Here is a 21,590-nt window from a genome sequence, read left to right as displayed (position 1 = left end):
GGACGGGCTGGATCTCCCGGCCGTGGCTGCGACAGTTTTAGCCCCTCCGGCGTTTGAGGAGCGGGGTCTGGGGCGGAGCCCCAGGATCGGGAAGGGGCGGGTCTGGGGCGTCCCACGCGGGCTACGGCATGGCCCTGAGCAACGCCTGGGCGCGGGCGTCCGCCGTGACTCCGCGGCCCATGCCGTTGGTGACGTAGGCGAGGGCGAGGCCCGCCTCGGGGTCGGCGAGGGCCAGGGCGCCGCCCCGGCCGGGGTGGCCGAAGGAGGCCGGGCCGAGGAGGGGCGCCGCGGGGCCGTGGAGCATAAAGCCGAGGCCGAAGCGGGTCGGGGTGACGAGGACCCGGTCGGGCCCGGCGGACGCCTCGCCGCGGGCGAGGGCCAGCGTCTCGGGCGAGAAGAGACGCCCGCCCCCGTCGACGGACCCGATGAGCGCGGCGTAGAAGCGGGCGAGCCCGTCAGCGGTGGCGATGCCGTTGGAGGCGGGCAGGGCCGCCGCCCGGTAGCCGGGGTCGTTCTCGTCCGGCGCCGGATCGATCGCCGCGAAGGCCCGCCGGGTCAGGGACGCGGGGTCCGCGTACGCCGCCGCGACCGCCGGCTTCGGCCGCGCCCGCAGCCCGCCCGCCACGGGTTCGAGGCGGCCGAGGCGCCCGACGCGCCCCGCCCGCGCCTGCGGAAGGCCGACCCACAGGTCGAGCCCGAGGGGATCCGCGATCTCGGTGGCGATGAACTCGCCGATGGGGCGCCCCGTGACGCGCCGGACGAGCTCACCGGTGAGCCAGCCGTAGGTGTGCGCGTGGTAGCCGTGGTCGGTGCCCGGCTCCCAGGCGGGTGCCTGCGCGGCGACGACGGCGGCCGCCAGGTCCGGGGTCGCCGCCTCGGACGGCGTCAGCGGCTGGTCGAGCACCGGCACCCCGGCGCGGTGGGCGAGGACGTCGCGGACGCGCGCCCGTTCCTTGCCGCGCGCCTTGAACTCCGGCCAGTACGCCCCGACCGGCGCGTCCAGGTCCAGCTGTCCGTGCTGGTGCAGCAGGAGCAGGGCGGCCGCGGCCACGCCCTTGGTGGCGGAGCGGACGATCTGCGCGGTGCCGTGCTCCCAGGGCGGCGCTTCCCCGCCGGTCCGCTCGAAGTCCTTGGTGCCGCCCCACAGGTCCACCACCCGGTGCCCGTCGCGGTACACGACGAGGGCCGCGCCCCGTTCGCCGCGCGCCGTGAAATTGCGGTGGAAGGCGTCCCGGACGGCCTCGAAGCCGGGGGCCACCGTGCCGTGCGGCCCGGCCGCCGCTCCCGCCCCACCCTCTACGTCACCCTCTACGTCAGCCACGTCAGCTTCCATGACCCTGCCAACCACTCCGTGTTGCCGAAGATTCCACTAATGATCCGCCCCCACCGTCTTCGGATCGAAGCCGAAGGGGAGTTCCAGGCGGTGGCTCGCCATCAGGTCCTCGTCGGCGAGCAGCTTTCCGGTGGGGCCGTCGGCGGCGATCACGCCCTCGCTGAGGATCAGCGCCCTCGGGCACAGTTCGAGGGCGTAGGGCAGGTCGTGGGTGACCATCAGGACGGTGACGTCCAACGACCGCAGGATGTCGGCCAGTTCGCGCCGCGAGGCCGGGTCCAGGTTGGAGGAGGGCTCGTCCAGGACGAGGATCTCCGGTTCCATCGCGAGGACCGTCGCCACCGCGACCCGGCGCCGCTGCCCGAAGGAGAGGTGGTGCGGCGGGCGGTCCGCGTAGGCGGCCATGCCGACCTGGTCGAGGGCCTTGCGGACCTGTGCCTCGAGGGCGGGGCCGCGCAGTCCGGCCGCCGCCGGGCCGAAGGCGACGTCCTCGCGGACCGTCGGCATGAACAGCTGGTCGTCCGGGTCCTGGAAGACGATGCCGACCTTACGGCGGATCTCCGCCAAGTGCTTCCTTCCGACGGGGAGTCCGGCCACGGTGACGGTTCCCGCGCCCGCGGTGAGGATGCCGTTCAGGTGCAGGACGAGCGTCGTCTTGCCCGCGCCGTTGGGGCCGAGCAGGGCGACGCGCTCGCCGCGTGCGAGCGTCAGGTCCACGCCGAACAGGGCCTGGTGGCCGTCGGGGTAGGCGTAGGCGAGGCCACAGACCTCTAGGGAGAGCGTCACAGGGTCCATCCCAACAGGCAGACGACGAGGGCGGTCAGGGGCAGGGCCAGCGCGTACGTCCACTGGGTCCTGGTCGCCGTCACCTCGTCGATGACCGGCATCGAGCCCGCGTAGCCCCGGCTGACCATCGCCAGGTGCACGCGCTCGCCCCTCTCGTACGAGCGGATGAACAGCGCCCCGGCCGACTTGGCGAGCACGCCCCAGTGGCGCACGCCCCTGGCCTCGAAGCCGCGGGACTCGCGCGCGATCCGCATGCGGTGCGTCTCGTCGGCGATGACGTCGCCGTAGCGGACCATGAAGGAGGCGATCTGGACGAGCAGCGGCGGGAGCCGGAGGCGCTGGAGGCCGAGGAGCAGTTCGCGCAGTTCCGTCGTCGCCGCGAGCAGGACGGACGCGGCGACGCCGAGGGTGCCCTTGGCGAGGACGTTCCACGCGCCCCACAAGCCGTTCACGCTCAGCGACAGGCCGAGGACCTCCGTGCGTTCGCCCTGCGCGACGAACGGCAGGAGCAGCGCGAACGCCACGAAGGGGATCTCGATCAGGAGGCGCTTCAGCAGGAAGGCGGGCGGGACGCGGGCCGCGAAGGCCGTGGTGGCGAGCAGCAGCGCGTACGCCCCGAAGGCCCACACCGCCTCGCGCGGGGTGGAGACCACCACGACGACGAAGCAGAAGACGGCGGCGAGCTTGGTGTGCGGCGGCAGCGCGTGCACGGCGGAGTGCCCGTGCCGGTAGAGGCGGTGGGCGTGGCCCGCGCCCATGTCAGGCGTTCTCGGCGGGTCCGGCCGCGGTGGCGGTGGCCGCCGGGCCCGGCTCGGCGGGGCCCGGGTCCGCCGGGCGGCGCCTGCGCACCGCCCAGAACACGGTGCTGCCCGCGACGACGGTCACGCCGACGCCGATGGCGCCCGCGAGGCCGCCGGAGAGGCGGGCGTCGGTGATGCCCTCCACGCCGTAGTCGAAGAGGGGCGAGCCCTTGGCGGCGTGCTCCTTCTCCTCCTTGTCGATGCCCTTGTCGCGGGCGACCTTCTCCAGGCCGTCGGGGTTCGTGGAGGCGTAGAAGGAGACGAATCCGGCGAGGATCAGGGAGGTGACCAGGCCCGCGGCCCACAGCTTGCGGTGCGAGCGGGCCGGGGCGGCGGGGGCTGCGGGCGCGGGGGCGGCGTCGATGAGTGCGCCGCCGACGCGCAGCTTCAGCGGGGCGGTGAGGCCGCGCGCGCCGTGCACCAGGTCGGGCCGGACCGCGATCACCGCGCCGACCGTGAGCGCCGTGATGGCCGCCTCGCCGACGCCGATGAGGACGTGCACGCCGATCATGGCGGTGGCGACCTTGCCGATCGGGACGTCGGTGGTGCCCCCGATCGCGTACAGGAGCGTGAAGGCGCCCGCCGCGGCGGGCACGGAGAGCAGGGCGGCGGTGAACGCGGCGGCGCCGATCGCGCGGCGCCCGCGCGGCAGGACCCGGGCGAGGCCGCGGAAGACGGCGTACGCCACGACGGTGGTCACCACCGCCATGACCGTGATGTTCACGCCGAGGGCGGTCAGGCCGCCGTCGGCGAAGAGGATGCCCTGCATGAGCAGGACCACGGAGACGCACAGGACCCCGGTGTAGGGGCCCACGAGTATCGCCGCGAGCGCGCCGCCGAGGAGGTGGCCGCTGGTGCCCGCGGCGACGGGGAAGTTGAGCATCTGCACGGCGAAGATGAAGGCGGCGACGAGACCGGCGAGCGGCGCGGTGCGTTCGTCGAGCTCCCGGCGCGCGCCGCGCAGGCTGACGGCGATGGCACCGGCGGCGGCGAGGCCGGCGGCGGCGGAGACGGGAGCATTGATGAAGCCATCGGGTACATGCATGCGCGCGCTCCTGGAAAGACGCAGATCATGAGCGTGGGGAGGCACTCACGAGATGAGCGGAACGCTCCGAGCGGGTCGCTCGTGAACCTTTCAATGATGTGCGTTCTTGCGAAGGGGTCGCAAGAGCGGGCGCTTTTCATTACGCGCCCCCCTCCACGCTCCTCAAATGCCTATATATGGGACATTAGGAGAGGCCAGCCCCACGGGAGTGCGGGCCGGGACGACGAGGAGGACACAGCCATGTCAGCGGTCGAACAAGTCACCCGGGCCCACATCGTCACCGACTCCCCCGATGACCACGTCGTCGTCCCCGTGGCACTGCGGTACGACCCGGAGGCCGACCCGCGCTCGGTCCGCGTCGGCCTGCCGGGCGGCGCGGACGGCCCCGGCGCCCGCGACTGGGTCTTCTCCCGCGACCTCCTGGAGCGGGGCCTGCGGGCCCCGGCGGCCAGCGGTGACGTGCGGGTCTGGCCGTGCGGGCGGGTGCAGGCGGTGGTGGAGTTCCACTCGCCGAAAGGCGTGGCGGTCGTGCAGTTCGACTCGTCCGCGCTGGTGCGCTTCCTGCGTCGTACGTACACGGCCGCCACGCCGGTCAGTCACTGAGCGCCCTCGCGGGCGCGGGCGTCACACGCCCACGAGCCGCCGCTTGTCGTCGGGGCCGCCGGGGGCCGCGGGCGCCAGGTCCTTCAGGCCCTCGCCCTCGACGTCGACGTTCGGCAGCGCCCGGTCGAGCCAGCGCGGCAGGCTCCAGGCCTTGCGGCCCAGGAGCGCGAGCACGGCCGGGACGATCGCCATGCGCACGATGAAGGCGTCGAAGAACACCGCGATCGCGAGGCCGAAGCCGATCATCTTCACCATCTGCTCGCTGGAGCCGATGAAGCCCGCGAAGACGGCGATCATGATGACCGCGGCCGCCGTCACGACGCGCGCGCCGTGCTTGAAGCCGGTGACGATCGCGTCGTGCGGGCTCTCGCCGTGGACGTACGCCTCGCGCATGCGGGTCACGAGGAACACCTCGTAGTCCATCGCGAGGCCGAAGACGACGCCCACCATGAAGATCGGCATCATGCTCATGATCGGGCCGGTCTCCTCGACGCCGAACAGCGAGCCCAGCCAGCCCCACTGGAACACCGCGACCACCGCGCCGAGCGCGGCGAGCACCGAGAGCAGGAAGCCGAGCGCCGCCTTGAGCGGGACCAGGATCGAGCGGAAGACGACGATCAGGAGCACGAAGGCGAGGCCCACGACGAGCGCGAGGTACGGGATCAGCGCGTCGTTGAGCTTCTGCGAGACGTCGATGTTCATGGCCGTGGTGCCGGTGACCATGACGTCGGCGCCGCTGTCGGCCCGGACGTCCTTGGCCTCGTCGCGGATGGCGTGGACGAGGTTCTCGGTGTCGGCGCCGCTCGGCTTGGCGGACGGCACGACGCTGATGATCGCGGTGTCGCCCGCCTTGTTGAGCACGGGCGGGCTCACGGCGAGCACGTCGTCCAGGCCGCCGATCCTCTTGGCGACGGCGGCGGCCTCGGCCTTGGGGTCGTCGACGCCCTTGAGGTCGGTGACGGTCATCAGCGGGCCGTTGTAGCCGGGGCCGAAGCCGTCCGCGATGAGGTCGTAGGCCTTGCGCTGGGTGGTGGAGGTGGGCTGCGAGCCGTCGTCGGGCAGGCCGAGCTCCAGGCTCGCCACCGGCACGGCCGCGGCGCCGAGGCCGAGCACGCCGAGCAGCAGGACGGCCACCGGGCGGCGGACCACGAAGCGGGCCCAGCGGGTGCCGAGGTTCTCCTTGGCGGGCGCGGCCGCGGGCGCGGGCGCCTTCGCCTGGCGGCGGGCGAAGCGCTTGCCCTTCTCCCCCATGGGCTTGACCTTGCGGCCCGCGTAGCCGAGCAGCGCGGGGACCATGGTGAGCGCGATCAGGACCGCGATGGCGACCGTGCCCGCCGCCGCGACGCCCATCTTGGTGAGCATCGGGATGTTGACGACGGCGAGGCCGACGAGCGCGATGACGACCGTCAGACCGGCGAAGACGACGGCGGAACCGGCTGTGCCGACGGCCCGGCCCGCCGCGTCCTCGCGGTCGCGGCCCTCGGCGAGCTCGGCGCGGTAGCGGGAGACGATGAACAGCGCGTAGTCGATGCCGACGGCGAGGCCGATCATCATGGCGAGCGTCGACGTGGTGGTGCCGAGGTCGAGCGCGCTGGCGAGCGCGGCGATCGAGGACACCCCGATGCCGACGCCGATCAGCGCGGTGAGCAGCGGAAGCCCGGCGGCCACCAGGGAGCCGAAGGTGATGACGAGCACCACGGCGGCGACGGCGATGCCGATGATCTCCGCGGCCCCGGTGTGCGGGACGGCCTGCAGCGCGTCGCCGCCGACCTCGACGGTCATGCCGCCCGTGCGGGCGTCGTCGGTGGTCTTCTCCAGGGCGTCGCGGCTGTCGTCGCTGAGCTCCATGGCGGTGACCTTGTACGTCACCGAGGCGTACGCCGTCGTGCCGTCCTTGGAGACCGCCTTGGCCGCGAACGGGTCGTCGGCGCGCGCCACTTCGTCCGAGCCGGACTTGATCGCGGCCACCGTCTTGCTGATCGCGGCCTTGTTGGCCTTGTCGGTGACCTTCTCGCCGTCCGGCGCCTTGAACACCACGCGGGCGCTCGCGCCGTCGGCGCTGACCTGCGGGGCGCGCTCCTCGAGCAGGTCGAAGGCCTTCTGGGCCTCCGTGCCCGGGATCGAGAAGGAACTGGACGCGGCGGTGGGCGCCGACGCGGCGCCGACCCCGGCGAGGGTGAGCAGCGCCACCCAGATCAGGGCGACGAAGTGCCGTCGCCGGAAGGCGAGTCGGCCGAGTTTGTAGAGGAACATGGCCACGAGGGCGTACTCCCGGTCAGGTCGTGGTGGTGGAGGGGCAGGGGTGACCAGCCCGACGACGTGAGCGGTCGCGTCAGGTGGAAATCTGGTACGTGGAAATCTGGTGCTGGGTGAGCCGGTACTAGCCGGTACTAGCTGGTACTAGACGCCGAGCAGGGGCAGGATCACGGCGTCGACGTAGGCGCCGAGGAAGGCGCGGTCCATGGGGCGGCCGTCGATGTTCTCGCGGGCGTTGAACACTCCCGCGATCATGTAGATGACGTAGTCGAGGGCCGGGTGGTCCGCGGGGACCTCGCCGCGCTCCACGGCCCGCCGCAGCAGGTCGTTGAACGCCTTGAGCTCGGGCTCCACGAACAGCTCGCGGAGCGCCTGGCCCAGTTCCTCGTCCTTGTACGCCGCGTACGCCATGCTCCGCAGGAGCTGGGCGTCGCGCTCCATCTGGCAGTCGTCCGAGCGGGCGACCATCGCGTGGAAGTCACCGCGCAGCGAGCCGGTGTCGATGTCCGTGAGGGACACGCGCTGGTTGTGCTTGAGGGCCCGCCCGACCAGCTGGGCCTTGCCGCCCCACTGGCGGTAGAGCGTGGCCTTGCTGGAGTGCGTGCGGGCGGCGACGGCGTCCATGGTGAGGCCCTCGTACCCGACCTCGCGGAGCAGGTCGAGCACCGCCTCGTACAGTTCGGCGGCGCGCTCGGGGGAGATCCGGCTGCGCCGGGTCGCTACCGCCATGGCCGCCGCCTCTCTTGTCTCTGCGTCTCTGTGCCTCCGCTTGCCTTGGTCACTCTACGCGACCCCCCTAACGAAACGAAACGGTTTCGTACGTGCAGTGTGTCACAGCCGCCGACTCTCTGCCCCCCGATCGCGCTGCGCGCTCGTCCTCAATCGCCGGACGGGCTCGAATTCCCGCGCTGCGCGCTTGTCCTCAAACGCCGGACGGGCTTGAACTGCCGCCGGACGGCTAGATCACCGCGCTCGCGCGGTGTTTTCCCACCCACCCACCCGCGAGCCGCTAGGTCGGGGGGTGCGGTGGCAGCCGCAGGTGTAAGGGCGGGCGGGTGGGAGAGATAGCCCGAGTTGCCGGAGGCGGGGGCACGGAAAAGCATGGGGAGGTGACCCAGGAGTACCTCCGCTTCCCCCACCTCAGCGGCGACCGCCTGTGCTTCGTGGCCGAGGACGACATCTGGGTGGCCCCCCTCCCGCCCAAGGGCGCCCCAACGACCCGCGCCTGGCGGATGACGGCCGACCGCACCAAGGTCGGCCACCCCCGCTTCGCCCCCGACGGCCGAGTCATCGCGTACACGAGCTGGCGCAGCCTCGACCCGGAGATCCACCTCGCGCCGGTGGACGGCGGCCCGGCGCGCCGCCTGACCTACTGGGGCTCCCCCGACACCCGCGTGTGCGGCTGGACCCCGGAAGGACAGATCCTCGCGGTGTCCTCGCACGGGCAGCCCTTCTCCCACTTCTGCTGGGCCTACAGCGTGCCCACGGACGGCTCCCCCGGCGGCAAGCTCCCCTGGGGCCCGGTCCACGACATCGCGGTCGCCGATGTGGACGGGGACCGCAGGACGCTGCTCCTCACCGGCAAGCCCCCGCACGAGCCCGCCGCCTGGAAGCGCTACCGCGGCGGCGCCACGGGCCGCCTGTGGCTGCACGGCGAGCGCCTGCTCGAAGGGCTCGACGGACACCTGGACGCGCCGATGTTCGTGTCCGGGCGCATCGCGTTCCTCTCCGACCACGAGGGCGTCGGCAATCTGTACTCCTGTCTGCCCGACGGCACGGACCTGCGCCGCCACACCGACCACGACGCCTTCTACGCCCGGCACGCGGCCAGCGACGGCACCCGCGTCGTCTACCAGTGCGCGGGCGAGATCTGGCTGGTCGACGACCTCGCCGCGGACGCGGCCCCGCGCCGCCTGCCGGTGGGCGTCGGCGGCCCGCGCGCGGGGCGGCGCACCTACCAGGTGCCCGCCGCCCACCACGTCGACGCGCTGTCCGTGGACACCACGGGACGCGCCAGCGCGGTCGTCGTCCGGGGCAGCCTGTACTGGCTGACGCACCGCGACGGCCCGGCGCGCACCATCGCCGACACCCCCGGCGTCCGCGTCCGCCTCCCCGAGATGCTCGGCACGGGCGGGCAGGTCGCGTACGTCACCGACGCCGAGGGCGAGGACGCCGTCGAGATCGCCTATCTGCCCCGGGCCAGCGGCGACCGCGACCCGCGCAGACTGGCGAGCGGACAGCTCGGACGGGTCCTGGAGCTGGTGTCCGACCCCGACGGCGAGCGCCTCGCGATCGCCTCGCACGACGGACGGCTGCTCCTCGTCGACGCCACCGAGGACTCCAACGGCGAGGTCACCGAGCTGATCCAGTCCCTCAACGGGCCCGTGCGCGACCTCGCGTTCTCCCCCGACGGCGCCTGGCTCACCTGGTCGCACCCGGGCGTCGGCCGCTCCCTGCGGCAGATCAAGCTGGCCCGGATCGAGGGGCCGGGCGCGCGGACCGTCATCGACGTCACCAACGGCCGCTTCGAGGACGAGAACCCCGTGTTCACGCGCGACGGCCGCTATCTCGCCTTCCTGTCCTGGCGCGGCTTCGACCCCGTCTACGACGTGCACACCGGCGACCTGTCCTTCCCCCTCGGCTGCCGCCCCCACCTCGTACCCCTGTCGTCCGCGACGCCCTCCCCCTTCGCGCTCCTGCCCGACGGGCGCCCCGCGGCGGGCGGCCTCGACCCCGACGACGGCGAACCGGGCGACGGCCAGGTGACCGTGGAGGCGGAGGGCCTGGAGAGCCGGGTGACGCCGTTCCCGGTGTCGGCGTCCAAGTACTCGGCGCTGTACCCGGTCAGCGGCGGCGGCCTCGTGTGGCTGCGCTGGCCGATCTCGGGCGCGCTCGGCGAGACGTTCGCGAACCCGGCCGACACCTCGGGGCGGCCGACCCTGGAGTACTTCAACATCGCCAAGGCCAAGAAGTCCGAACTCGTCGACCACCTCGACTGGTTCGCGCTCAGCGGCGACGGCACCCGGCTCGTCGTCGTCGACGAGGGCGACCTGCGGGCCGTCCCCGCCACCGAGCCCGGGGACGGCGACTCCACCGTCTGGATCGACCTGCGCCGCGTCCTGCACGACGTCGACCCGGCCGCCGAGTGGCGCCAGTCCTTCGACGAGGCGGGCCGGATCATCCGCGCCTACTTCTGGGACCCGGGCATGTGCGGCATCGACTGGGACGCCGTCCTCGACCAGTACCGGCCGCTGGTGGAGCGGGTCGCTTCCCCCGACGAGTTCGCCGACCTGCTGCGGGAGGTCCTCGGCGAACTGGGCACCTCCCACGCGTACGTCACCGGCGCCCGCCGCAACGAGGGCCCCGCCCACTACCAGCGCGCCATCGGCCTTCTCGGCGCCAACCTGGTGTGCCGGGACGGCGACTGGGTGGTGACGCGCATCCTTCCCGGCGAGTCCTCCGACTCCAAGGCGCGCTCCCCGCTGGCCGGTTCGGGCATCCGCGAGGGCGCCGTGCTCACCCATGTGGACGGGCGGTCCGTCGACCCGGTGACAGGGCCGTATCCGCTGCTCGCGGCGGCGGGCGGCACCACCGTCGAGCTGACGTTCACGCCCGCCGAGGGCGAGGGCCGCTCCCGGCGCGTCGCGATCGTGCCGCTGATCAACGAGCGCCCCCTGCGCTACCAGGACTGGGTCGCCAAGCGCCGCGGCGTCGTACGCGACCTCAGCGGCGGCAAGTGCGGCTACCTCCACATCCCCGACATGGGCGGCTCCGGCTGGGCGCAGTTCAACCGCGACCTGCGCCTTGAGGTGGCGCGGCCCGCGCTGATCGTGGACGTGCGCGGCAACGCGGGCGGCCACATCAGCGAACTCGTCGTGGAGAAGCTGACCCGGAAGATCCTCGGCTGGGACCTCACCCGCAACGCCCAGCCGGTGTCGTACGCCTCCAACGCCCCCCGGGGTCCCGTGGTCGCCCTGGCGGACGAGGCGACCTCGTCCGACGGCGACATGATCACCGCGGTGTTCAAGCTCCTCGGCCTCGGGCCCGTGGTGGGGCAGCGCACCTGGGGCGGCGTCGTCGGCATGACCGGACGGCACACGCTCGGGGACGGCACCGTGATCACCGTGCCGATGAACGCCGGGTGGTTCGACGCGTACGGCTGGTCCGTGGAGAACCACGGCGTCGAACCCGACCTCCCCGTCCTGCGCACGCCCTTGGACTGGGCCGAGGGACGGCACGCCCAACTCGACGACGCGGTACGGGTGGCGCTGGGCCTGCTGGACCAACGCCCCGCGGCCACGCCGCCCGGCTACGACGACGTGCCCGACCGCCGCCGCCCACCGCTTCCGCCACGCGCGTAGCGGAGCGTGACCGCCCGACATGCGTGGTATGTCGGGGCGTGTCAGCCTGGTCGAGGCCCAATCCCCTCACCCACTTTGGGAGTGAACCTTCATGGGCATCAAGGACCAGTTCCAGGACAAGGCGCAGGAGCTCTCCGAGAAGGCCAAGCAGGCCGCGCAGCGCGGGCGGAGCGAGGCGGGCGAGCGCTCCTCGCAGGCGCGCGAGCAGTCCCAGGACTCCCTGGACGACGCGCAGCGCGAGGCGGAGGACCGGTTCAACCGGGACTACGACGCGTAACGCTGCGCTGTGCTTGTGCGGGTGGGTGGGTGGTGCCCGCCGCTACCGCGGCGGGGTTCTCCCACCCGCCCACCCGTGCGGGTGCGTTGTCAGCCGCCCCTGCTGTGGGCAGCTGGGCCGCCCAGAGGGTGGAACGGGTGGGCACAGCCCGAAGCCGCCGGGCCCCCGGTGACTACGGGGCCCGTACCGCCTCGTCCGCGGAGCCCCCCGCGCCCACGAGCCCCGTAGAGACCTGGGACAGCCTTGGCTCAAAGCGCCGCATCTCGCGCTGGCCGACGCTCGCGACGATCCCGGGCAAGTAGGGGCGGACGCCCTGCATGCCCCGCAGCCACCACTGCCCGTACACATGGGCCGAGCGCCGTTCGATGCCCGCGACGAAGCGGTCGACGGCCGGTCCCAGGGGGTACGTCTTGTTGGACGGCCAGGGCAGGCGCTGCCGCAACTCCCGCATCACGTCGTCCTGGTCGGCGCCCCGCACCATGTCCGTGTCCGTCCAGGACAGATAGCCGACGCCCACCTTCACGCCCTTGTAGCCGACTTCGGCCCGCAGGGCGTGCGCGTACGCCTCCACGCCGGACTTGGACGCGCAGTACGCCGTCATCATCGGCGCGGGCGTGAGCGCGGCGAGCGAGGCGACCTGGAGGAGGTAGCCCCGGCTCTCCATGAGCACCGGCAGGAACGCCCGCGCGGTGACCGCGCTGCCGATGAGGTTGACCTCGATGACCCGGCGCCAGGCGACGGGGTCCGAGGCGACGAACGGACCGCCGCTGGCCACGCCCGCGTTGGCGACGACGATGTCCACCTTCCCGAACCGCTCCTTCACCTCCCCGGCGACCCGCGCCATCGCCTCGTGGTCGGTGACGTCGGCGTGCCAGTAGTCGCTGTCGGTGCCAAGGCGCCCGCTCACCGCCTTCAGTTCCTCCGGTTCCAGGCCGACCAGGGCCACCCGCACGCCCCGCGCGGACAGCTTGCGCGCGAGGAGCTCGCCCACGCCGCGCGCCGCTCCCGTGACGACCGCGACCTGCCCGTCCAGACTGACCTTGCTCACGCGCCCTCCCCGATCCGATCCGTATACGTGTCCGTGTACGTGTCCGTGTACGTGTCTCCGTAGGCGTCCGCCAGGGCGGCGATGCCCCGGGTGACCGCCTCCGGTGCCTCCACCGGCGTCATGTGCCCGACCCCGGCCAGCTCGGTGAGCCCCGCGCACCGCGGCAGCGCGGCGGCGATCCGCCGGGCGTGCCCGACCGGGGTGAGCCGGTCGGCCGTCCCCGCGATGACCGCCGTCGGCACGGTGAGGTCGGCGAGGCCCGCGTCGAGGTGCAGGCCGTCCAGGACGTGGGCCCAGCGGTAGCGCGCCACGCGGGGGCAGGCGTGCACGATCCGCGCGCACACCTCGACCCGGTCCCGCGCGGCGCCCGGGCCCATCGTGGCGTACTTCAGCGCCCGCCGGGCCAGCGGCGTGACCGGCCCCATCGGCGCCCGCGCCCCCAGGACCCGCCGGGTGAGGGCCGTCCGCAGCGCGCCCGCCCGCAGCGGCAGGACCGTCGACTCGGCGACGAGCCGCGAACTGCCCGTGCTGCACAGCAGCACCGCCGCCGCGTGCGCGCGCACCCCCGGCCTCGCGGCCGCCGCCATCAGCGTCATGCCGCCCATGGAGTGCCCGGCGAGCACGGCCTTCTCGCCGGGGGCGAGCGTCGCGGCGAGCACCGCCTCCAGGTCGTCGGCCAGCGCCCGCGTGCTGTATCCGGCGGCCTCCACCGGCGTCTGGCTGCGCCCGTGCCCGCGCTGGTCGTAGGCGATGACGCGGCGGGTGGCCGACAGGGCCCGGAGCTGCGCCGCCCAGAACGCGGTCGAGCAGGTCCAGCCGTGGATCAGGACGACGGCGGGCGCGCCATCGGGCCCGTGCGTCTCGACGTGCAGCCGGGTGCCGTCCGCCGAGACGGCGGTCAGTTCGCGCGCGGCGACGGGCGGCGCGAACGGCCCGGCGAGGACGTGGCCCCTCACGCGGTGGCCGTCAGCTCGCGGCCGCCCTTGGCGGGGGCGGGCGGCTTCGGGGCGCGCAGGACCTCGTACTCGTTGAGGTCCACGCTCCGCGTCGCCACGCGGAACTCCGTCGTCGTACCGGGCCAGACCGTCGTGTTGACGCCGTTCGCGTCCAGGTACCAGCTGGTGCAGCCGCCGGTGCTCCACACCGTGCGCTTCATGCGCTCCTGCACCCGGCGGTTCCAGGCGTTGACGGCGCTCGGGCGGGCGACGAGGGCGGCCCTGCCGCCGAGGACGTCCAGCTGCCGCAGGTAGTCGGCCAGGTAGTTCAGCTGCGACTCGATCATCAGGATCATGGAGGAGTTGCCGAGGCCGGTGTTCGGTCCTATGACGGTGAGGAAGTTGGGGAAGCCCGCGGCGCTCGCGCCGCGCAGCGACTTCATGCCGTCCTTCCAGGTCTCCGCGAGGGTGTGGCCCCCGTCGCCCACCACGCGGTCCGCGATCGGCATGTCGGTGACGTGGAAGCCGGTGCCGAGGATGACCGCGTCGGCCTCGGCCTCGCTGCCGTCGGCGGCCACCAGGGTGGAGCCGCGGACCTCGGCGAGCCCGCTGGCGACGACGTCCACGTGCGGCCGCGCGAGCGCCGGGTAGTAGGAGTTGGACAGCAGGATGCGCTTGCAGCCGATGCGGTACGTGGGCGTCAGCTTGGCGCGCAGCTCCGGGTCCCTGATGACCCGCTCCATGTTCCGCTGGGCGAGCCGCTCGATCAGGCCGAGCTCGTTGGGCCGCTTGGTGAAGGCCTGCACCTGGAGCTCGCGGATGCCCCACAGGAGGCCGCGGCGCGCGTGCGTCGTGAACGGCAGCTGCCGGTGCAGCCAGCGCTCGACGCCGGTGATGGCGCGGTCGGCGCGGGGCAGGACCCACGGCGGGGTGCGCTGGAAGAGCGTGAGCCGCCGTACGTCGCGCTGGATCTCCGGCACGATCTGGATCGCGGACGCGCCGGTTCCGATCATGGCGACGCGCTTGCCGCGCAGGTCGTACTCGTGGTCCCAGCGGGCGGAGTGGAAGACCTTGCCGGGGAAGTCGGCGAGCCCGGGGATGTCCGGCGTCTTGGGGTCGGACAGCGGTCCCGTGGCGGAGACCACGACGTCCGCGGTGAGCCGCCCGCGGCTCGTCTCCAGCTTCCACAGCAGCCGCTCGGCGTCCCAGCCCGCCCGCAGGACCTCGGTGTTCAGGCGGAGATGGGGCCGCAGCCGGAAGGTGTCGGCGACGCCCTCCAGGTAGTCCCAGATGTGCTCCTGGCCGGAGAAGGTGCGCGGCCAGTCGGGGTTGGGCGCGAAGGAGAAGGAGTAGAGGTGGGAGGGCACGTCGCAGGCGCAGCCCGGGTAGCTGTTGTCGCGCCAGGTGCCGCCCACCGCGCCCGCCCGCTCCAGGACGACGAAGTCGGTGACGCCCTCCCTGCGGAGCCGGACCGCGGCCCCGATGCCGCCGAACCCGCTCCCGATCACCGCCACCCGTACGTGTCCGAGGTCGTCCTGGCGTTCCCGCTCGCGCTCGGCCATGCCGCCGCCTTCCGAAGTTCCCTGACCCGACTCTGACTCTGGTTCTGGTTCTGGTTCTGGTTCTGACTCTGGCTCTGGTTCTGACCCTGGCTCCGACTCTGCCAGTAATCGCTGGCACAATCGGGAGCGTAGAGCAGCTCCGTACCCATGGGTAGGGGTCGGGCGGGGAAAGTTACCGCCGGTACGGTCCGTGCCTGCGCATAGGCTGCGGACGTGGCGGAAGAAGTGGCGGACGCGGTGACGACGGACGAGACAGCACGGGCGCGCACGGCGGGCACAGCGGGCGCGACGGCCGACGCGGCGCCGGGCACGCGGGAGCCGGGTGGGGCCGCCGTGCCCTCCGTGCCCGCCGTGCGCGAGTACCGCATGGAGGAGCTCGCCAAGGAAGCCGGGATCACCGTGCGCACGGTGCGCTTCTACCGCGAGCGCGGCCTCATCCCGCCCCCGCGCCGCGAGGGCCGCATCGCCTGGTACGACGAGCACCACCTGGCCCGCCTGCGCACCATCGCCGCCCTCCTGGAGCGCGGCCACACCCTCCAGGGCATCGCCGAGCTCGCCGAGGCCTTCGAGAACGGCCGCGACGTGGCCGAACTGCTCGGCATGGAAGGACCGTCGGAGGAGACCCCGGTCCGCCTCACCCCCGAGGAGCTCGCCGACCGCTTCGCGGGCGACGTCACCCCGGAGAACCTGTCCGCCGCGCTGGACCTCGGCTACCTGGGCACGGACGGCGACGACATCGTGCACATCAGCCGCCGCCTGCTCGACGCCTCGACGGCCCTGGTGCGCAAGGGCATCCCGCTCGCGGACGTCATGGAGGCGGGCCGCAGCGTGCGCGCACACGCCGACGCCCTTGCCGAGTTGTTCGTCGCGTTCACCGCCGCCCACGCCTCCGAGCACGCGGAGCTCACCCTGGAGGACCTGCGCCCCCTCGCCAAGGCCGTGGTGGAGGCGGAGCTCTCGCTGGCCCTGGACCGCAGGCTCAGCCCCTCGTGACCGGCGGCCCCGTCAGGTCGGCAGCCACCAACGGGCCTTGTACATGCCGCCGTTGACCAGGCGGTACTCGCCGGTCGGCCGGTGCACGCCGACCCTGGTGGTCCACCAGGTCTCCTCCAGGCCGCTCTCCGGGACGGTGCTGAGCACCTGTCCGGTGCGCGGATCGTTGCCGACCGCCTTCACCTTCGCCCGGTCGATCAGCTCGTACCCGGGGTAGTCGCGCACGAACGCCCCCGTCCGCTTCTCGTACTGGAAGACGGCCGCGTTGGTGGTCACCCACAGCCGCCCGGGCCGCCCCGCCACCGGGAAGAGGTCGTGGCCGCCCGCCGTCCGGCCCGGCACGGCCACCGGCAGCGGGATCGCGGAGGCCTGGTCGAGCGTGGGCCGCGCGGGCGTGCCGCCGACCTCGTACGTCACAAGCTCGTCGTCGCCGAGCGCCCACAGGAGCCGGCGGGCACGGTCCCAGTGCAGCCCGTGGGCGCCCTTCAGGCGCGCCTCGGCGTACCGCTCGGCGTCCGGCCCGCAGGAGGCCGCGTACAGACGCACGAGCGCGCCGGTGCTGCACGCGACCGCGACGTTGCCGTCCGGAAGGACCTCGGCGCTGTGCGGGTTGAACAGATCGTCGCCGGGGCCGATCGCGGTGCCCCAGTGGCGGCGGCCCGACGGGTACTCCACGGCGGCCACGAACCCGAAGGACGCCGTGGTCAGGACCAGCGTCCGGCCCCGGTGCCGACGCGCCTTCGCCTCACACGGGTACACCCAGCTCGCCTCCGGCGCGAGATCCGCGTACCGGGGGTCGCCGAGCGGCGAGAACTGCCAGCGCACGACGGACGGATCGGCCGCCGGGTCCCACAGCCGCCGCCTCGGGTCGAGCAGCAGCAGCCGCTTGCTCGCCTGCTCGGTGACGAGGACGGGCGGGGTTCCGGGGGGCACGCTCCCGGGCGCGCCGGTCGCGGCGACGGCGTGCGGCACCCCCGCCGCGCCCACCACGGCACCCGCCGCGCCGATCAGCAATCCGCGTCTGGACAGCCCAGTTGACATGAAGTCCCCTCGCACGACCGGCCGTTGAAGCGCTCGCCGCCCACGCGCCACCCACCCGGCGCGTACGCGATCGAAATCTCCCACGCCGTACGGGGCCGGGACAGCCCCCCGCCGGACTTTTCACCGGCGGTTCGCCCCAGGGGACCCGCGCGGCCTACTCGTAGACGACGGTCACCGGCGCGTGGTCCGACCAGCGCTCCTCGTGCGAGGCGGCCCGCTCCACCTGCCCCTTGACCGCGCGCCCGGCGAGACCGGGCGTCGCGACGTGGTAGTCGATGCGCCACCCTGAGTCATTATCGAAGGCGCGACCCCGGTAGGACCACCAGGAGTAGGGGCCCTCGACGTCCGGGTGCAGCGCGCGCAGCACGTCGACGTACCCCGCGCCCGCCCCGAAGACGTCGGTCATCCAGGCGCGCTCCTCGGGCAGGAACCCGGAGTTCTTCTTGTTGCCCCGCCAGTTCTTGAGGTCGGCCTCCTGGTGGGCGATGTTCCAGTCGCCGCAGACCAGGACCTCGCGCCCGTCGGCGGCGGCCCGCGCCCTCAGGTCCTTCAGGTACGCGAGGAACTCGCCCATGAACCGGATCTTCTCGTCCTGCCGCTCGGTGCCGACCTCGCCCGAGGGCAGATACAGGCTCGCGACCGTGACGCCGGGCAGGTCCGCCTCCACGTAGCGGCCGCTCGCGTCGAACTCGGCGGACCCGAAGCCGACCTGGACGCGCTCCGGCTCGCGCCGCGTGTACAGCGAGACCCCGGCGCGCCCCTTGGCGGCGGCCGGGGCGTGCGTGACGAACCAGCCTTCGGGCTCGCGCACCTCGTCCGGCAGCTGGTGCGGCTCGGCCCGCACCTCCTGCAGGCACACCACATCGGCGCCGGTCCCGGCGAGCCACTCCACGAACCCCTTCTTGGCGGCGGCCCGCAGCCCGTTCACATTCACGCTGGTCACAGTGAGCATCCCGGCACCCTACCGGCACACTGGAAGCGACCGTCGCAGCCACCACACCCACTGCATAGGGATACGATTTACAGCATGGACATACGCCGGGTCGCCTTCGACCACCCCGACGCCGTGAAGCTCAACGACCGTGTCCAGGCCGAGTACGCCGAGCGCTACGGGGACGAAGGCGACGTCACGCCCCTCGACCCGTCGATGTTCCGGCCCCCGCACGGCCTCTACCTCCTCGCGTACGACGCCATGGACACGCCCGTGGCGACGGGCGGCTGGCGCGTGATGGACCAGAACGGCGAGGGCTACGCGGACGGCGACGCCGAGATCAAGCGCATGTACGTCACCCCCGAGGCCCGGGGCCTCGGCCTCGCCCGGCGCATCCTCGCCGCCCTGGAGGAGGACGCCCGCGAGGCGGGGCGGGCCCGCATGGTCCTCGAAACGGGCACCAAGCAGCCGGAGGCCATCGGGCTCTACACCTCCAGCGGCTACGCCCTCTGCGAGCGCTTCGGCTACTACCGCTTCCACGACCTGAGCCGCTGCTACGCCAAGCCCCTGCGCTAGCCCCGCCCCGGCCCGGCCCGCTGCGGGGCACCACCCACCGCCAACCACCTCGCCCGCTGTGGGCACCACCCGCCTCCGCCCAGCCACCCACCCGCTGCGGGGACACCACCCACCCCCGGCCGCCCACCCGCTGTGTGACCCGCGCCACCCACCCGCTGTGAGCAGCCGTCCCTGCCGCCCACCCGCCGTGGGACACCACCCACCACCCGCCGTGGGGCACCACCCACCACCCACTGCGGGGCACCACCCACCCGCTGTGAGCACCACCCGCCGCCCAACCACCCACCCGCTGTGGGCACCACCCGCCGCCCAGCCACCCACCCGCTGTGAGCAGCCGCCCCCGCCACCCACCCGCTGTGGGCAGTCGTCCCGCAGGGCGGGACGGGTGGGCACAGCGCCAAAGCCGCCGGGTGCCCGGCAAAGCCAGGGGGAGCCGCCACCCCGCTGCGGGGTGACTGGCAAGGCCAGGGCGGGGCCGCACCACAGCCGGGCGACCGGCAACGCCGGGGGGGGCCGCCACCCCGGCGACGGGCAACGCTAGGAGGGCACCACCACCGCCGAGAGATCCAGCGAGGCCACCGCCCCACCCCCCTCGTTCGCGAAGCGAACCCCCGCGCCAAGCACCTCCGCCTGCCCCCGCGCGATGGTCAGCCCCAGCCCGAGCCCGGTCTCCCGCGCCCCGGTGCGAAACCGCTGCGGCCCCGCCGCGAGCAGCTCCTCCGGAAACCCGTCCCCCTGGTCCCGCACGGACACCACGCCCCCGTCCACCTCCACCACCACCGGCACCCGCCCGTGCCGCAGCGCGTTGGTGACGAAGTTGGCCAGGATCCGCTCGACCCGGCGGGGGTCGGTCTCGACCCGCGCGTCCCGGAGCACCCGGACGCTCACCGCCCCCTCCGCCCCCTCCGCCGCCGCCTCCGCGACCCCGGCGACGGCCCGCCGCGCCAGCGCCCCGAGCGCGCACACCTCCGCCCGCACCTCCTGACCGGCCGCGTCGAGCCGGGCCACCTCGATGACATCGTCGACCAGCTCCCGCAGCCGCCGCGCGGCCTCCCGTACCAGCTCGGCGGGGCGCCCCGGCGGCAGCAGCCCGGCCGCCGTGACCATGCCCGCGACCGGCGTCCGCAGTTCGTGCGCGATGTTCGCGGTGACCTCGCGCTCGGCCTGGAGCCGCCCGGCGAGCGCGTCCGCCATCGTGTTCACGGCGGCCGCGAGCCGGGTGATCTCGTCGTTGCCGTGCAGCGGAAGCCGGGCCGTCAGATCGCCGTCCGCGATCCGCTGCGCCGCGTCGGCCTTCGCGGTGAGCCGCCGCCCGAGCCGCGTCGCGACGAGCAGCCCGGCCGCGCACGCCAGGGCGGTGCCGATGCCGCCCGAGGCCCACAGGATCCGGTCCAGGTCCCGTACGGTCTCGGCCTCGCGCTCATAGGGCCGCTTCAGGGCGACGATCTCCCGCCGGTACGCGCTGGCCGCCCACAGCTGCGGCACCTTCCCGCTCCGGTCGAGGTACACCCCCCACCGGCCCGCGCGGGCCGCCCGCGCGAGCGGCTTGGGCAGGTCGGGCGGGTCGATCAGGGTGCGGTCGCCGTCGATCCCGGCCGCGTGGTCCTGGACGGCGGTCTGGAGCCGGTCCCTGGCCTGGCCACGGGCGCTCGCGTACTGCGCGTCGACGGTGCGGTGGTGCACCAGGAGCCCGATCACGACGGACACCAGGGCCGCCGTCCCCGCGACGGCGAGTCCGGTCTTCGTCCGCAGTCCCATGCCGTGCCGCGCGGGCATCAGAACTCCGGCACCATCAGCCAGATGCCCTGGAACTGCACGTTCACGGCGGCGGGCGGCAGCGCCTCCGGCTTCGTCGGCTCGACGGTCGCCCGCCGGTAGTAGGCGGCGGTCTCCTCGCGCTCGACCCCGCTGAGCGTGAGTGTCGCGGCGTACGGCTCCCGTCCGCACCCCGGCAGGCACCAGGTGCCGCTCAGCATCCCCGAGGCCCGCGCGGTGGGTCCGCCCCAGTCCTTCCAGCGCAGCGACGACAGCGCCACGTCGTCGGTGATCCCGATGACGGTGGGCCGCTGGAGCGGCTGCCCGAGCGCGTCGGCGACGTAGACAGGACCGCTGATCCGCGTCGGCTTCAGGGCGGGCCCCTCCACGTGCAGCCCGGCGTGCTCGGCGCAGCCCCCGGCGAGCACGGCGGCGAGCACCGCCCCGCCGACGGCGGCACCGGCACGCCTCACGCAGCTGCCCCTCATGCGGCCAATGTAACGAGCGTTCTATTGGGGCACGCGCGGAGACGAGCCGGAGGAGGGACCCGCCCCGCCCCTTCAACAAGAGGTCAGTACGAGGCCGCGAGCCCGTCCGTCTCCTGCCGCGCCCGCGCCAGCGACCGCTCCCCCAGCTCCCTGAACGGCCCGAGCGCCGGGATGTCCCCGGCCCGCGTCAGCTCGGCCCGCACCACGCGCAGGTTCTCCTCGGCGACCCCGAGGTTCGCGAAGTACGCCCGCAGGTACGGCACCTGGAAGTCACACCCCTCGCGCGGCGTGCCAGGACCGTAGCCGCCCCCGCACGCGGCGGCCACCACGACCCGCGTCCCCGCGAGCAGCGGCCGCCCGCTGTCCGGGTCGGTGTACGCGCCGGGAAAGGTGACGCGGTCGATCCAGGCCTTCAGCGCGGCGGGCACGGAGAAGTTGTACATGGGCACCCCGACCAGCAGCGCCGTGGCCCGCCGCACCTCCCTGACCAGGGGCAGCGTCAGCGCCCACTCCCGTTCCTCGTCGGCCCCCTCGACCAGCGCGGCCACCTTCTCCAGCGGCACCGCACCGTGGCGCTCCACCCGCGTCCCGAGGCGCACGTACCCCGCACCGACCAGCGGCACAGGATCGGCGGTCAGATCCCGGTGGCGGTAGTCGGCGCCCGGGTGCCGGGCCAGCCACCCGCGCGCGTAGGCGGCCCCCAGCTCCCGGGTCACCGAACGCCCGGAAAGATCGGCGCTGGAGTCCAGATGCAACAGAACGGGCACGTCGGCCCGTACGCCCTCACGCATGGTCATCCA

19 protein-coding genes are annotated in these 21,590 nt (G+C 73.7%); 5 read left to right on the top strand and 14 right to left on the bottom strand.

All coding sequences use genetic code 11. The features are described from left to right. Nucleotides 1-121 precede the first annotated feature (121 nt). The 4 genes from AC07A4_RS20930 to AC07A4_RS20915 are packed head-to-tail and all read right to left on the bottom strand — an operon-like array spanning nucleotide 122 to nucleotide 3,964. On the bottom strand, nucleotides 122-1,321 hold the full coding sequence (locus tag AC07A4_RS20930) for a serine hydrolase domain-containing protein (protein ID WP_478600716.1): 1,200 nt from the start codon (nucleotides 1,319-1,321) through the stop codon (nucleotides 122-124). Between the two features lie 48 nt (nucleotides 1,322-1,369). Next, nucleotides 1,370-2,128: an energy-coupling factor ABC transporter ATP-binding protein gene (locus AC07A4_RS20925; protein WP_478600713.1), complete on the bottom strand. Its 759-nt coding sequence runs from the start codon at nucleotides 2,126-2,128 to the stop codon at nucleotides 1,370-1,372. After that, nucleotides 2,116-2,877 (bottom strand): cobalt ECF transporter T component CbiQ, encoded by a 762-nt coding sequence (gene cbiQ / locus AC07A4_RS20920; RefSeq protein WP_478600710.1) that lies wholly within the window; start codon nucleotides 2,875-2,877, stop codon nucleotides 2,116-2,118. The genes AC07A4_RS20925 and cbiQ overlap by 13 nt, the downstream gene beginning before the upstream one ends. A 1-nt stretch (nucleotide 2,878) precedes the next feature. Beyond that, a complete protein-coding gene (locus tag AC07A4_RS20915) occupies nucleotides 2,879-3,964 on the bottom strand; it encodes an energy-coupling factor ABC transporter permease (protein WP_478600707.1) in 1,086 nt (361 codons plus the stop codon). Between the two features lie 240 nt (nucleotides 3,965-4,204). On the opposite strand from AC07A4_RS20915, the gene AC07A4_RS20910 reads away from it, so the two are divergent. Further along, nucleotides 4,205-4,567: an SsgA family sporulation/cell division regulator gene (locus tag AC07A4_RS20910; RefSeq protein WP_478600706.1), complete on the top strand. Its 363-nt coding sequence runs from the start codon at nucleotides 4,205-4,207 to the stop codon at nucleotides 4,565-4,567. 21 nt (nucleotides 4,568-4,588) lie between these two features. Here the strand turns inward: AC07A4_RS20910 and AC07A4_RS20905 are convergent, their stop codons facing one another. Together AC07A4_RS20905 and AC07A4_RS20900 are read right to left on the bottom strand one after the other, a co-directional pair. Then, nucleotides 4,589-6,826, bottom strand: coding sequence for an MMPL family transporter (locus AC07A4_RS20905; RefSeq protein ID WP_478600703.1), 2,238 nt, complete (start codon nucleotides 6,824-6,826; stop codon nucleotides 4,589-4,591). A 141-nt stretch (nucleotides 6,827-6,967) separates the two neighbouring features. Next, on the bottom strand, nucleotides 6,968-7,552 hold the full coding sequence (locus tag AC07A4_RS20900; RefSeq protein WP_478600700.1) for a TetR/AcrR family transcriptional regulator: 585 nt from the start codon (nucleotides 7,550-7,552) through the stop codon (nucleotides 6,968-6,970). A gap of 380 nt (nucleotides 7,553-7,932) precedes the next feature. On the opposite strand from AC07A4_RS20900, the gene AC07A4_RS20895 reads away from it, so the two are divergent. Then, the gene (locus AC07A4_RS20895; protein ID WP_478600697.1) at nucleotides 7,933-11,184 is read left to right on the top strand and encodes a S41 family peptidase; all 3,252 of its coding nucleotides are present in this window, start codon (nucleotides 7,933-7,935) and stop codon (nucleotides 11,182-11,184) included. Between the two features lie 91 nt (nucleotides 11,185-11,275). After that, on the top strand, nucleotides 11,276-11,461 hold the full coding sequence (locus AC07A4_RS20890) for a hypothetical protein (RefSeq protein ID WP_242719012.1): 186 nt from the start codon (nucleotides 11,276-11,278) through the stop codon (nucleotides 11,459-11,461). 172 nt (nucleotides 11,462-11,633) lie between these two features. On the opposite strand, the gene AC07A4_RS20885 is transcribed toward AC07A4_RS20890, so the two are convergent. The 3 genes from AC07A4_RS20885 to AC07A4_RS20875 are packed head-to-tail and all read right to left on the bottom strand — an operon-like array spanning nucleotide 11,634 to nucleotide 15,006. Beyond that, nucleotides 11,634-12,509, bottom strand: a complete 876-nt coding sequence (locus tag AC07A4_RS20885; RefSeq protein WP_478600694.1) for an SDR family oxidoreductase — start codon at nucleotides 12,507-12,509, stop codon at nucleotides 11,634-11,636. Continuing rightward, nucleotides 12,506-13,465 carry an alpha/beta fold hydrolase gene (locus tag AC07A4_RS20880; RefSeq protein WP_478600692.1) on the bottom strand — a complete coding sequence of 320 codons (960 nt, stop codon included), beginning with the start codon at nucleotides 13,463-13,465 and terminating at the stop codon, nucleotides 12,506-12,508. Before AC07A4_RS20880 ends, AC07A4_RS20885 begins: the two co-directional genes overlap by 4 nt. After that, nucleotides 13,462-15,006, bottom strand: coding sequence for a flavin-containing monooxygenase (locus tag AC07A4_RS20875; protein WP_478600689.1), 1,545 nt, complete (start codon nucleotides 15,004-15,006; stop codon nucleotides 13,462-13,464). The genes AC07A4_RS20880 and AC07A4_RS20875 overlap by 4 nt, the downstream gene beginning before the upstream one ends. A gap of 366 nt (nucleotides 15,007-15,372) precedes the next feature. On the opposite strand from AC07A4_RS20875, the gene AC07A4_RS20870 reads away from it, so the two are divergent. Continuing rightward, entirely contained in the window at nucleotides 15,373-15,999 is a 627-nt protein-coding gene (locus AC07A4_RS20870; protein ID WP_478601065.1) for a MerR family transcriptional regulator, read from the top strand. A 12-nt stretch (nucleotides 16,000-16,011) separates the two neighbouring features. On the opposite strand, the gene AC07A4_RS20865 is transcribed toward AC07A4_RS20870, so the two are convergent. Continuing rightward, complete coding sequence (locus AC07A4_RS20865) at nucleotides 16,012-17,040, bottom strand: DUF6528 family protein (RefSeq protein ID WP_478600687.1); 1,029 nt, start codon at nucleotides 17,038-17,040, stop codon at nucleotides 16,012-16,014. 154 nt (nucleotides 17,041-17,194) lie between these two features. After that, nucleotides 17,195-17,992, bottom strand: a complete 798-nt coding sequence (locus tag AC07A4_RS20860) for an exodeoxyribonuclease III (RefSeq protein ID WP_478600684.1) — start codon at nucleotides 17,990-17,992, stop codon at nucleotides 17,195-17,197. Between the two features lie 75 nt (nucleotides 17,993-18,067). Here AC07A4_RS20860 and AC07A4_RS20855 point away from each other — a divergent pair, with 75 nt between their 5' ends. Continuing rightward, nucleotides 18,068-18,547 carry a GNAT family N-acetyltransferase gene (locus AC07A4_RS20855; protein ID WP_478600681.1) on the top strand — a complete coding sequence of 160 codons (480 nt, stop codon included), beginning with the start codon at nucleotides 18,068-18,070 and terminating at the stop codon, nucleotides 18,545-18,547. 537 nt (nucleotides 18,548-19,084) lie between these two features. On the opposite strand, the gene AC07A4_RS20850 is transcribed toward AC07A4_RS20855, so the two are convergent. The 3 genes from AC07A4_RS20850 to AC07A4_RS20840 form a co-directional block, all read right to left on the bottom strand. Further along, nucleotides 19,085-20,323, bottom strand: coding sequence for a sensor histidine kinase (locus AC07A4_RS20850; protein ID WP_478600679.1), 1,239 nt, complete (start codon nucleotides 20,321-20,323; stop codon nucleotides 19,085-19,087). Continuing rightward, nucleotides 20,323-20,790 (bottom strand): hypothetical protein, encoded by a 468-nt coding sequence (locus tag AC07A4_RS20845; protein ID WP_478600677.1) that lies wholly within the window; start codon nucleotides 20,788-20,790, stop codon nucleotides 20,323-20,325. The genes AC07A4_RS20850 and AC07A4_RS20845 overlap by 1 nt, the downstream gene beginning before the upstream one ends. Nucleotides 20,791-20,873: 83 nt before the next feature. Next, a complete protein-coding gene (locus tag AC07A4_RS20840; protein ID WP_478600675.1) occupies nucleotides 20,874-21,587 on the bottom strand; it encodes an FMN-dependent NADH-azoreductase in 714 nt (237 codons plus the stop codon). Nucleotides 21,588-21,590 lie beyond the last annotated feature (3 nt).

The sequence above is a fragment of the Streptomyces sp. NPDC043996 genome, assembly GCF_056435225.1.
This window is presented reverse-complemented; position numbering and strand designations above follow the sequence as displayed.